Origin of the sequence: Thioalkalivibrio versutus, from assembly GCF_001020955.1 — a bacterium.
Lineage (GTDB): Bacteria > Pseudomonadota > Gammaproteobacteria > Ectothiorhodospirales > Ectothiorhodospiraceae > Thioalkalivibrio > Thioalkalivibrio versutus.
Genome location: NZ_CP011367.1, coordinates 2,827,144 through 2,839,146, shown reverse-complemented (window position 1 = coordinate 2,839,146; position 12,003 = coordinate 2,827,144). Strand labels below are relative to the sequence as shown.

The 12,003-nt window shown below is 67.6% G+C and carries 10 protein-coding genes; 7 read left to right on the top strand and 3 right to left on the bottom strand.

From position 1 onward, the window contains the following. The first annotated feature begins 4 nt into the window (after positions 1-4). Positions 5-1,015 (top strand): PA2778 family cysteine peptidase, encoded by a 1,011-nt coding sequence (locus TVD_RS13185; protein ID WP_047251803.1) that lies wholly within the window; start codon positions 5-7, stop codon positions 1,013-1,015. 96 nt (positions 1,016-1,111) lie between these two features. Here TVD_RS13185 and TVD_RS13180 read toward each other — a convergent pair whose 3' ends face one another. After that, on the bottom strand, positions 1,112-1,339 hold the full coding sequence (locus TVD_RS13180) for a hypothetical protein (protein ID WP_018145019.1): 228 nt from the start codon (positions 1,337-1,339) through the stop codon (positions 1,112-1,114). A 103-nt stretch (positions 1,340-1,442) separates the two neighbouring features. Here TVD_RS13180 and coaD point away from each other — a divergent pair, with 103 nt between their 5' ends. The 3 genes from coaD to ggt are packed head-to-tail and all read left to right on the top strand — an operon-like array spanning position 1,443 to position 3,934. Continuing rightward, a complete protein-coding gene (gene coaD, locus TVD_RS13175; protein ID WP_018939163.1) occupies positions 1,443-1,931 on the top strand; it encodes a pantetheine-phosphate adenylyltransferase in 489 nt (162 codons plus the stop codon). 33 nt (positions 1,932-1,964) lie between these two features. Beyond that, the gene (locus TVD_RS13170; RefSeq protein ID WP_018145021.1) at positions 1,965-2,216 is read left to right on the top strand and encodes a YfhL family 4Fe-4S dicluster ferredoxin; all 252 of its coding nucleotides are present in this window, start codon (positions 1,965-1,967) and stop codon (positions 2,214-2,216) included. Positions 2,217-2,224: 8 nt separating this feature from the next. After that, entirely contained in the window at positions 2,225-3,934 is a 1,710-nt protein-coding gene (gene ggt, locus TVD_RS13165; RefSeq protein ID WP_047251802.1) for a gamma-glutamyltransferase, read from the top strand. A gap of 167 nt (positions 3,935-4,101) precedes the next feature. On the opposite strand, the gene rpsT is transcribed toward ggt, so the two are convergent. After that, positions 4,102-4,371 carry a 30S ribosomal protein S20 gene (gene rpsT / locus TVD_RS13160; RefSeq protein ID WP_019612252.1) on the bottom strand — a complete coding sequence of 90 codons (270 nt, stop codon included), beginning with the start codon at positions 4,369-4,371 and terminating at the stop codon, positions 4,102-4,104. Between the two features lie 158 nt (positions 4,372-4,529). Here rpsT and TVD_RS13155 point away from each other — a divergent pair, with 158 nt between their 5' ends. Beyond that, positions 4,530-5,060, top strand: a complete 531-nt coding sequence (locus TVD_RS13155) for a DsrE family protein (RefSeq protein ID WP_047251801.1) — start codon at positions 4,530-4,532, stop codon at positions 5,058-5,060. A gap of 329 nt (positions 5,061-5,389) precedes the next feature. On the opposite strand, the gene uvrD is transcribed toward TVD_RS13155, so the two are convergent. After that, the gene (gene uvrD, locus TVD_RS13150) at positions 5,390-7,597 is read right to left on the bottom strand and encodes a DNA helicase II (protein ID WP_047251983.1); all 2,208 of its coding nucleotides are present in this window, start codon (positions 7,595-7,597) and stop codon (positions 5,390-5,392) included. A gap of 189 nt (positions 7,598-7,786) precedes the next feature. Here uvrD and TVD_RS13145 point away from each other — a divergent pair, with 189 nt between their 5' ends. Both TVD_RS13145 and odhB read left to right on the top strand, forming a co-directional pair. Continuing rightward, on the top strand, positions 7,787-10,597 hold the full coding sequence (locus TVD_RS13145; RefSeq protein WP_019595190.1) for a 2-oxoglutarate dehydrogenase E1 component: 2,811 nt from the start codon (positions 7,787-7,789) through the stop codon (positions 10,595-10,597). A gap of 35 nt (positions 10,598-10,632) precedes the next feature. Then, the gene (gene odhB / locus TVD_RS13140; protein WP_047251800.1) at positions 10,633-11,973 is read left to right on the top strand and encodes a 2-oxoglutarate dehydrogenase complex dihydrolipoyllysine-residue succinyltransferase; all 1,341 of its coding nucleotides are present in this window, start codon (positions 10,633-10,635) and stop codon (positions 11,971-11,973) included. Positions 11,974-12,003: the final 30 nt, after the last annotated feature.

Here is a 12,003-nt window from a genome sequence, read left to right as displayed (position 1 = left end):
CTGCATGGGGTTCATCTCGACGCGGCGAGTCACGGCGTTTCTCGCGCTCGCCGCGCTTCTCTGGCTGACCGGTTGTGCCACCGCGCCGCAGAGCGCGGGTCTGGCGAGCGAGCGTCCGACGGACCTGCCGGCGCGCGTCGAACTGGCTGACACGCCGTTCTTTCCCCAGGAGCAATACCAGTGCGGCCCCGCCGCGCTGGCCACGGCGTTGAATGCCCGGGGTATCGATGCCGCGCTGGATGATCTGATCGAGGAGGTTTACATCCCCGCCCGCGAGGGCAGTCTGCAGACCGAGATGCGCGCGGCGGTGCGCGCGCGCGACCAGGTCGCCTACCGTATCGAGCCCCAACTGGAGGCGATCCTGCGCGAGGTGGCGGCGGGCAACCCGGTGGTGGTGTTCCAGAACCTCGGGGTGGCCCTGATCCCGGAATGGCACTTTGCGGTGGTTATCGGATACGACCTGGAAGATCGGGAGATCTTCCTGCGCAGCGGCCCGATCCAGCGCCACGTGAATTCCTTCGCCCGCTTCGAACGCACCTGGGCGCGGGGTGAGCGCTGGGCCTTCCTTGTGATGCCCCCCGATACCCTGCCGGCCACCGCCCAGCCGCTGCGCTGGCTGCGTGCGGTCAACGAACTGGAACAGACCGGGCGCTTTGCGGCGGCGGCCACGGGCTACGAAACCGCAATGGACCGTTGGCCCGATGAACCGATCCCCTACGTGGGTCGCGCCAACGTGGCCTTTGCCCAGGGCGATCTGCCGGCGGCGGAGAATGCCCTGCGGGCGCTGGTCGAGCGCGATCCGGCCCGCCACGAGGGCTGGAACAACCTCGCGCACGTGCTGATCGCTCGCGAGTGCGGCGAGCAGGCGCGCGAGGCCGCGAGCTGTGCGGCCGATCTGGCGGGACCGGGAGCGTATGCGCGCACCCTGGGCGCTGCGGCGGAGGCTCCGGACGGCGGCGCCGAGTGTCGGGCCCTGCCGCCCTGTGGCGTGGCGACCGAGGCACGCGCGCGGTAAGACCGCACGGGTTCCGTCATCGCGAGGCGCGAAGCCCGCGGCGATCGGCAGGGTGTGGATGACCGCGCAACGCTCGCAGGGACAGTCCCTGTTGCGTCAGGCCGAGCGTTTTTCCAGGGCCTGTTCGGCGTGCTTGAGCACCAGGCCCAGGTTCTGCTTCTCCACGTCCGTGACCTGCGGGTCATTCTTTACCGCTTGACGCAGGTGCTCCACCAATTGCGCCAGTTCGTCGCGCGAGATCTGATGGAAGTTGAAGCCGCCGCCGTAGCGGGACTCGAGCTGGTCCCAGTAGTCGGCGAGCGGGGGGCGGTAGTCGTCACTCATCGGGCAGTCCTTGTTTGATGCGGGCGCGGCGTGCGCGAAAGGCATTTTGTCTGTTCGCGGTGCTTGCGGTCTAATGGGGGCTTTCCCGACCGGCCTTTCGCCCATGTCCGTTACTGCCATCTATCCTGGCACCTTCGACCCGATCACCCACGGTCACACGGACATCGTGCGGCGTGCGGCACGGTTGTTCGATCGCGTGGTAGTCGCGGTGGCCGCCAGTCCCAACAAGGGTCCGGCCTTCCCGCTGGGGACCCGCGTGGCCCTGGCCGAACAGGCGGTAGGTGATATCCCCGGCGTGGAGGTGCAGGGCTTCGATGTCCTGCTCGCGCACTTTGTTCATGCGCAGCAGGCCAACGTGATCCTGCGCGGATTGCGCGCGGTGTCCGACTTTGAACATGAATTCCAGCTCGCAGCGATGAACCGGCAGCTAGCGCCGGAGGTCGAAACGCTGTTTCTGACGCCAGCGGAGGAGTACAGCTTCGTCTCCTCCAGTCTGGTACGGGAAATCGCCCGACTGGGCGGCGACGTCTCAAAATTCGTTAGCCCCGGTGTGGCGCGCATGCTGGCCGAACAAAACGGCGCAGCACGCTAGCCGGGCCCCGCCACTGGATACGAGGAACGGCCCATGGCCCTGATGATCACCGACGAATGCATCAACTGCGATGTCTGCGAGCCCGAGTGCCCGAATGAGGCCATCTACCCGGGGGACGAGATCTACGAGATCGACCCCACGCTGTGCACCGAATGTGTCGGCCATTTCGACGAGCCGCAGTGCCAGCAGGTCTGCCCGGTGGACTGCATCCCGCTGGATCCCGATCACAAGGAGACCCGCGAGCAGCTGACGGCCAAGTACGACGCCCTGATGGCCGCGAAGTAGGCCGCGACATGGATTGGCGCCGCCCGCTCCTGCACTGCACGGTCCTCGTCACCCTGTCGCTGGCGGCGCCGCTGGCGCTGGCCGGCCCGGGGCAGCACGCAGTGGCGAGTGCGCATCCGGCCGCCACCGAGGCGGGCGAGGCCGTGCTGCGCGACGGCGGCAACGCCTTCGATGCCGCCGTCGCGATTACCGCCGCCCTGGGTGTAGCCGAGCCCTACGGCTCCGGGCTCGGGGGCGGCGGGTTCTTCCTGCTGTACGAGGCATCCTCCGACCGCAGCGTGATGCTCGATGCCCGCGAGACCGCCCCGGCCGCGGCCGACCGCGACATGTATCTGGATGCCGACGGCGAGGTGATCGACGGCTTGTCGCTGGATGGCGTGCTTGGCGCCGGCATCCCCGGCATGCCCGCCGGCATGGATCACCTGGCGCGGGAATACGGACGCCTTTCGCTGGCCGACAGCCTGGCACCGGCGATCCGTCTGGCCGAGGACGGTGTTCCGGTCAGCGGCCGCTACCTGCAGATGGCGGGCTTTCGTCATCAGGCCCTGCGCGACGGGGCTGACGCACGAGACATTTACCTTGAGGCGGGTCGCCTGCCGGACGAAGGCGCGATTCTGCGCCAGCCGGAATTGGCCGTGACCCTCCGGCGCCTCGCGGACGAAGGCCGGAGCGGTTTCTATACCGGTGACCTGGCCGAGCGCCTGGTCGCCGGTGTGCGCGAGGCCGGTGGTATCTGGACCCTGGACGACCTGGCGGGGTACGCGGTCGTCGAGCGTGACCCCGTGCGTCTGGACTATCTTGGCGCCACGATCACCACCGCCTCGCCACCATCTTCCGGCGGGGTCGCGCTCGGCCAGATCCTGAACATCCTGGCGTTCTACGACCTCGAGGCACTGGCGCCGGATATGCGCGTCCACCTGACCATCGAGGCGATGCGCCGCGCCTATCGTGATCGCGCCGAGTACCTGGGCGACCCGGACCATGTGGATATTCCGCTGGAGCGGCTGCTGTCACGCGACTACGCAGCCGGTCTGCGCGCCACCATCCATCCCGACACGGCCACGCCCAGCCGCTACCTGCCGCTGTCGGTGGAGCCGCAGGCCGAGGTTCCGGGATCGGCCGCGGCCGAGAGCCGCGAGACGACGCACTTTTCCGTGATCGACGCCGAGGGCAACCGGGTCGCGGCCACGCTGACGCTGAACTACCCGTTTGGGTCCGGCTACGTGGTGCCCGGGACGGGCGTGCTATTGAATAATGAGATGGATGACTTCTCGGCCAAGCCGGGCGAGCCCAACGCCTATGGCCTGGTCGGTTTCGAGGCCAATGCCATCGCGCCGCAGCGCCGCCCGCTGTCGAGCATGAGCCCGACCTTCGTCGAGACCGAGGATCGCGTGGCGATCCTGGGCACGCCGGGTGGCAGCCGCATCATTACCATGGTCCTGCACGGCGTGTTCGGCGTGCTCGAGGGGCAATCCATCGAGGAGGTCGTCGCGGCGCCTCGCTATCACCACCAGTATTTGCCCGATCGGGTGGAACACGAGACCGGGGTGTTCGATGCCGAACTGCGTGGCCAGCTGGTCTCGCGTGGGCATCAGCTGGTGCCGCAGGTGCGTCCGTTCGGTGACATGCACGCCATCCTGTGGGAGCGCGGGGCGGGTCGCCTGGAGGCGGCTTCCGATCCGCGCGGCGAGGGCGAGGCGCGGGTGTTCCAGCCCTGAAGACGCGCTGATGGACGCGCGTGCCGGGAGGCGCGCGAATGGATCAGAGTATCCTAGGCCTTCACGAATTGCGCCCACACAAAAAGCCGCACCCCGAGATCGGGGAGCGGCTTTTTTCGATTCACTGCAACCGCCGGGCCGGCAGTGCCGGCCCGGAACCCGGGGGCTTAGCCCTGGGCCAGATCGCGGATGCGGGCGTTCAGACGGCTCTTGTGGCGAGCCGCCTTGTTGCGGTGAATCAGGCCCTTGCTCACGGTCTTGTCGATCACCGGAACGGCCTCTTTGTAGGCCTCGGCGGCCGCCTGGGCATCGCCCTTGTGCAGCGGCTTCAGCACGGCCTTCATGGCCGTGCGAAAACGGGAGCGCAGCCCCATGTTGTGGGCGCGGTTCTTGACCGCCTGACGGGCCCGCTTACGGGCAGAAGCAATATTTGCCAAAGTACTTCCCTCGCGTTAAATCGCTAGGTTCTGGAAAGGCGGCAGAGCATACCCCCGGGGCACTCCAGCGTCAACCGGGTCCTGCGCGTGATGGGGATGGCCTGGGGCCGTCCATGCGTCTACTGTAGAAGAAAGAAAGCCATTCAAAGGAGAACAGGATGAATCGATTCAACCAGACCCTTCGGGCCGCACCGGCGACAGCATCGGGCATGGCCCTGCTGTTCGCGGCGCTCCTGCTGGCGAGCATTGCCTTCATGCCGCAGGCCAAGGCCTTCGAGCCGGAGGCCAAGGTCGTCTATCACGCCGACTTCGCCGACCCGCGCCGCTTCTCCGCGATGCTGACCAGCATCAACAACATGATGACGCATTACCAGAACGAGTTTATCGATGCCGACGTGCGCATCGTGTTCGTGGCGCACGGCATCCGCTTCCTGACCGATGACGACCTGGCTGCTACCCCGTTCGAGGCCGACGAGGAACTCAAGGAAGAGCGCGACACCCTGCGTGGGCGCCTGATGAGCCTCGCCAGCACCCACGGCGTGAAGCTCGAGCTGTGCGAGATCACCCGTTCGCAGATCGGTCTGGACGAGGACCTGATCTACGATCACGTCAACTTCGTGCCCTCGGGTGTGGTGCGCGTGGCCGAGCTGCAGAACGAGGAAGGCTTCGCCTACATCAAGATCGAGTGATCGCCGTTCGGCTTGATGGTCACAAGCCCCGCCTCGGCGGGGCTTTTTGTGGCAACACGAAGCGTTCGAAGATACGAAGGCGGTCAAGGGCGTTTGCACCACAGAGGGCACAGAGAAAACGGTAAAAAGTAGGATGCGGTTGAGCGGAGCGAAACGCATCCATCCGGAACCGGGAGGCCCCGGGCCGCGACACGATGCGATTCGCAGTGCTCATCACATCCTACTCGCTCACAATGCCAGCCCCATTAATCCAGCCCTTCTCTTCCTGTCTCCCCACCTTCCTGTAAATCGCCCTGGCCCTTCTCCGTGCCCTCTGTGGTGAAAAAAGCCTAACCCAGGACCTCCAGCTTGGCGAAGCTCAGCACCAGCCACTTGGAGCCCGCGTGGGCGAAGTTCACCTGGACCCGGGCCGAGTTGCCGGAACCCTCGAACTGGGTGATCAGCCCCTCGCCGAACTTCGCGTGGTGCACCCGTGCGCCGATCGCCAGGCCCACCGCGGAGGCCTCGGCGGCCTGTGCATCCATGGCCCCGAAGCCCGCCGTCTTGTTCCGGGCCGCGGCAAAGCGGCCCGCGCCATACGGCGAGGCCTGCGGGCGCAGCACTTCCAGCGCGCCCTCGGGGATCTCGTTGATGAAGCGCGAGGCGACGTTGTAGGACTCGCGTCCATACAGCCGCCGCGTCTCGGCATGGATCAGGTACAGCTCCTGTTCGGCGCGGGTCATGCCGACATAGGCCAGGCGGCGTTCCTCCTCCAGTCGCCCCGGCTCCTCCAGCGAGCGGGCGTTGGGGAACAGCCCCTCTTCCATGCCGGTCAGGAAGACCAGCGGAAACTCCAGGCCCTTGGCCGAGTGCAGGGTCATCATCTGCACCGCGTCCTCGTGCGGGTCGGCCGCACCCTCGCCGGCCTCCAGTGCCGCGTGGGCGAGGAATTCGGTCAGGCGATTGCCCTCGCCTTCCTCGCTCTCGGCGGTGCTACTCATGTCGAAGGCGCGCGCGGCCCCCACCAGCTCGTCCAGGTTTTCCAGCCGAGCCTCGCCACGCTCGCCCTTTTCCTTTTTGTAGTGCTCGCGCAATTGCGCGCGCTCGATCGCCTGTTCCACCTGATCGGCCAGCGGCTGGCGCGGGAGCTCCTGCTGCAGGGTGCGGACCAGCTGCACGAACCCGGCGACTGCGGTGCGCGCGCGTCCGGGCAGGGCGTCGGCGTCCACCGCGTGGGTGGCGGCCTGCAGCAGGCTGGTGTCGGCTGCCTGGGCGGCCTGGCGCAGGCCCTCCAGGGTCTTCTCGCCGATCCCGCGCGGGGGCTGGTTGACCACGCGCAGGAAGGCGGCATCGTCATCGCCGTTGCCGGCCAGGCGCAGGTAGGCCAGGGCATCGCGGATCTCCTGGCGCTCGAAGAAGCGCAGGCCGCCGTAGACCCGGTAGGGCATGCGCCGGCCGATGAAGGTCTCTTCCAGCACGCGTGACTGGGCATTGGAGCGATACAGCACCGCACATTCGCGGTACAGCCCGCCCTGGTCCACGTGGCGGGCGATGGTCTCGGCGATGAAGCGCGCCTCTTCCTGCTCGTTCAGCGCGGTGTACAGGCGGACCGGTGCGCCTTCGTGGCCCTCGGTCCACAGCTCCTTGCCCAGGCGGCCGGAGTTGTGCCGGATCAGGGCGTTGGCGGCGTTCAGGATGTTGGCGCTGGAGCGGTAGTTCTGCTCCAGGCGCACGACCTGGGTGCCCGGGTAGTCCTTCTGGAAGTGCTGGATGTTCTCGATCTTCGCGCCGCGCCAGCCGTAGATCGACTGGTCGTCGTCGCCCACGGCGAACACCGGACTGTCCCCGGCGAGCAGGCGCAACCAGCCGTACTGGATGTCGTTGGTGTCCTGGAATTCGTCGACCAGCACGTGGCGAAAGCGCGTGCGGTAGTGCTCCAGCAGGGCCTTGTTGTCGCGCAGCAGTTCCAGCGAGCGCAGCATCAGCTCGGCGAAGTCCACCACACCGGCGCGCTCGCAGGCCTGCTGGTAGGTGGTGTAGACGCGTACCCACTGGCGGGCGACCGGGTCGCCGGTATCCGGCAGGTGTTCCGGGCGCGAGCCCTCGTCCTTGCGCGCGTTGATGTACCACTGCGCCTGCTTGGGCGGCCACCGCGACTCGTCCAGCTCCAGCCCGCGCAGCACGCGCTTGACCATGCGCAGCTGGTCATCGGAGTCGAGGATCTGGAAGGCCTGCGGCAGCTTCGCCTCCTGCCAGTGCTGGCGCAGCAGGCGGTGGGCGAGGCCATGGAAGGTCCCGACCCACAGCCCGGTGGCCGGGTGCCCCAGCAACGACTCGATGCGCCCGCGCATCTCGGCCGCCGCCTTGTTGGTAAAAGTGACCGCCAGCAGGCTGTGCGGGGCCACGCCCTCGACGCCAATCAGCCAGGCGATGCGGTGCACCAGCACGCGGGTCTTGCCGGAGCCGGCGCCGGCCAGGACCAGCACCGGATGCGGCGGGGCGGCCACGGCCTCGCGCTGGGCCGGGTTGAGGGAATCGAGCAGGGGGGAGACATCCATGCGCGAATGGTAGGGAAACCCGGCCGGAATCGCACGTTCCGCATGCGGGCCGTGTGCCTTCGCCCGCGCAAACGCGCTACCCTCGGAGGCAGCCTTCAAGAAGACGCTGATTCACCGACTCCGCGCGGGAACCTCTCGCGCCGATCAGGTCCCAAAGGCCGACGCATCAGGAATGGGAAGAGACCGCGAATGAACGAGATGCCATCCCGGCACCGGCTGGACAGCCCCGTATCCGGGCAGGAACTGCACCCGGATAACCTCGCTTTCGCCGAGGATCTGCTGGAGCGCTACCAGGACGACCCCGATTCCGTCCCGCCGGCCTGGGCCGATTACTTCCGCTCGCTGGAAGGGGCGCCGCGCCCGGAACGCCGCCGGCGCTCCACCGATCGGCCGGATCTGGCCCATGAACAGCTGCAGATCCGCGTGCTGCAGTTCATCAATGCCTACCGCTACCTCGGTCACTTTGGCGCCCGTCTGGATCCTCTGGAGCGCGAACCGCCGGAGCCACCGCGCGAGCTGAGCCGCGAGCATCACGGCCTCGACCAGGTCGGCCCCGATGTCACCTTTGATCCGGGCTCGCTGTTCATCGACGGGCGGGTCTCGCTGGATACGATCGAACGGGTGCTGAAGGAGACCTACTGCGCCGGTATTGGCGCGGAATACATGCATCTGATGGCCACCGACGAGAAGCGCTGGCTGCAGGAGCGTCTGGAATCGGCCCATGGCCACTTCGGTTTCGATGACGACACCCGCCTGGCGATCCTCGAGCGTCTGACCGCGGCCGAGGGTCTGGAGCGCTATCTGCATCGGCGCTATGTCGGGCAGAAGCGCTTCTCGCTGGAAGGCGCGGAGAGCCTGATCCCGCTGCTGAATGCCCTGATCCAGCGGGGCGGCGCGCGCGGGCTGCAGGAGTTCGTGGTCGGCATGGCACACCGCGGACGCCTCAACGTGCTGGTCAACCTGTTCGGCAAGTCCCCGGAGGAGCTGGCCAACGAGTTCGAGGGGCGTCCGCGCGACGACCGTGGCACCGGCGACGTGAAGTACCACATGGGTTTCTCCTCGGACCTGGATACCCCGGGTGGTCGGGTGCATCTGGCGCTGGCCTTCAATCCCTCGCACCTGGAGATCGTCACCCCGGTGGTGGAGGGTTCAGTGCGGGCGCGCCAGGTGCGGGTCGGCGATCGCAAGGGCAACCGGGTGATGCCGGTGGTGATCCATGGCGATGCCGCCTTTGCCGGGCAGGGCGTGGTCATGGAGACCCTGAACATGTCCCAGACCCGGGGCTTCTCCACCAAGGGCACCGTGCATGTGGTGGTGAACAACCAGATCGGTTTCACGACTTCGACCCTGAAGGACGCTCGTTCGACGCATTACGCCACGGATGTCGCCAAGATGGTGAACGCGCCCATCCTGCATGTGAATGGCGATGATCCCGAGGCCGTGGTGTTCATCACCCAGATCGCGCTGGACTACCGCATGCGCTTCGGCAAGGACGTGGTCATCGATCTCGTCTGCTACCGCCGCCAGGGCCACAACGAGGCCGACGAGCCGGCCGCGACGCAGCCGCATATGTATCGTCGTATCCGCGACCTGCCGACCACCCGCGAGCGTTACGCCAGACGCCTGATCCGCGAGGGCCTGACGACCGAAGACGCACAGGAGCAAGCGCTGGAGGACTATCGCGGCCGACTGGATGCCGGCCAGCCGGTGGCGCTGTCGTTGCTGCGCGAGCGCAACAGCCATGCCGGATCCTCGACCAACTGGGGCCCCTATCTGAACCAGACCTGGGACCAGGATGTGGACACCGGCGCCCCCGCCGACCGTCTGGCGCGCACCCTCGAGCAGCTTTCCACCCCGCCGGAGGGTTTCCGACTGAACGACCGCGTGCAGAAGATCCTGGATGCCCGCGTGGCCATGGCGCGCGGCGAGCAGCCGCTGGACTGGGGTGCGGCCGAGACCCTGGCCTACGGCGCGCTGATCCAGGACGGCTACCGCATTCGCCTGTCCGGGCAGGACTCCAGCCGGGGCACCTTCTTCCACCGCCACGCGGTCCTGCACGACCAGGAGACCGGCAAGGCCATCGTCCCGCTGCGGCGCCTGGATCCGGACCACCCGCGTTTCCTGGTGATCGATTCGCTGTTGTCCGAGGAGGGCGTGCTCGCCTTCGAATACGGCTATGCCACCGCCGCGCCCGAGGCTCTGGTGGTCTGGGAGGCGCAGTTCGGCGACTTCGTGAACGGCGCCCAGGTGGTGATCGACCAGTTCATCTCCTCCGGCGAGCAGAAGTGGGGGCGCCTGTCCGGCCTGACCCTGTTGCTGCCCCACGGCTACGAGGGGCAGGGGCCGGAGCACTCCTCGGCCCGCCCGGAGCGCTTCCTGCAACTGGCGGCGCAGGAGAACATGCAGGTCTGCGTGCCCACTACGCCGGCGCAGATGTTTCACCTGCTGCGCCGGCAGATGCTGCGGCCCTATCGCAAGCCACTGATCGTGATGACCCCGAAGAGCCTTTTGCGCCACAAGGACGCGGTCTCCGACCTCGATGCGCTGGCGACGGGCCAGTACCAGACGGTCATCGACGACGCCCGTATCGAGGATCCCGGCAAGGTGAAGCGCGTGCTGATGACCAGTGGGCGCATCTTCTACGATCTGGCCGCGCGCCAGGCCGAGGGCGAGCACGCGGATACGGCGATCCTGCGCCTGGAGCAGTGTTACCCCTTCCCCGAGGCGCGCCTGACCGAATTGCTGGGGCGTTATCCGGAGGCGGATGAATTCGTCTGGGTCCAGGATGAACCGGAGAACCAGGGTTACCTGGAGTTTGTCGCCCCGCGTATCAACCCGCTGCTGGCGGTGCGTGGCCAGACCCTGCACGCCGTCGCGAGACCCCCGGCCGCCGCGCCCGCCGTCGGTTACCCCGAGGTGCACAAGGCGCAGCTGAAAGATCTGCTCGAGCGCGCGTTCGGGCCGATCAGCTCGCGTGACACGCCGCACCCCACGCCCTGAACATTCGATAAAGACGCACAGAACAAGGAAGCGAGATGGCATCCGATCGCACCCCGATCCAGGTCCCGGAACTCCCCGAGTCGGTCGCCGATGCGACCGTGATCGCCCTGCACAAAAAGGCTGGTGACGCCGTCAAGCGCGACGAGCTGATCGCCGAGCTGGAGACCGACAAGGTGGTCCTTGAGGTGTCGGCCCCCAGTGCGGGCACCCTGGTGGAGCTCTCCGCCAACGAGGGCGATGTGGTCAAGGCCGACGCGATCCTGGGTTATCTGGGGCCCGCCGAAGCCGCCCCGGAGGACCCGGACGAAGAGACCGAGGATGAGGCAGCGCCTTCCAGGGCATCGACAGCCACGGAGGGCGGTAAGCCGGCGTCTGTTGCAACGGGGGAACGGGAAGAGGAACCGGCCGCTGCCTCCTCACCCGAGCCCGCGCCGTCCGGGGCCGGGAACGGAGCGGCCGGTAGCCCGCCGCCCACGCCGGCCGTGCGGCGCCTGCTGCAGGAAGCCGGCCTGCGTCCGGAGGATGTCGAGGGCACCGGCGACGACGGGCGCATCCAGCGTGCCGACGTGGAGCGGGCGCGCAGCGATCGCAGCGCGCCCGCGGCTTCTTCGACGCCATCGGGTTCCGTCGGGGCGGCGCGACCCCAGGCGCATCCGGCCGACCCCGGAGACCGCGCCGAGCGCATCGAGCGTGTGCCGATGACCCGCCTGCGGGCGCGCATCGCGGAACGGCTGCTGGAAGCGAAGCAGACCACCGCGATGCTGACCACCTTCAACGAGGTCGACATGTCCGCGGCGATGGCCCTGCGTAGCCGCTACAAGGAGCCCTTCGAGAAGCGCCATTCCATCAAGCTCGGCTTCATGGGTCTGTTCGTGGCCGCGGCCAGCCGCGCGCTCGAGCGCTTCCCGGTCGTCAATGCCGCACTGGATGGCGAAGAGATCGTCTATCACCACTACAGCGACATCGGCATCGCAGTCTCCTCCTCGCGCGGACTGGTGGTGCCGGTCCTGCGCGATACCGGCAACGCCTCCATTGCCGAGATCGAGCGGCGCATCCGCGACTACGCCGAGCGCGCGCGTGACGGCAAGCTGGATATCGACGAGCTGCGCGGTGGCACCTTCACCATCACCAACGGGGGCGTGTTCGGTTCGTTGTTCTCCACGCCGATCCTGAATCCGCCGCAGAGCGCGATCCTCGGCATGCACGCGATCAAGGAACGCCCGGTCGCGGTGGACGGCGAGGTCGTCGTCCGGCCGATGATGTACGTCGCCCTGTCCTACGACCACCGCCTGGTCGACGGTGCCGAGGCGGTGCAGTTCCTGGTCGCCATCAAGGAAGCCATCGAGGACCCGGCGCGGTTGCTGCTCGACGTCTGACCCTGCTGAGCCCCTGCGGGGGCTACTGGC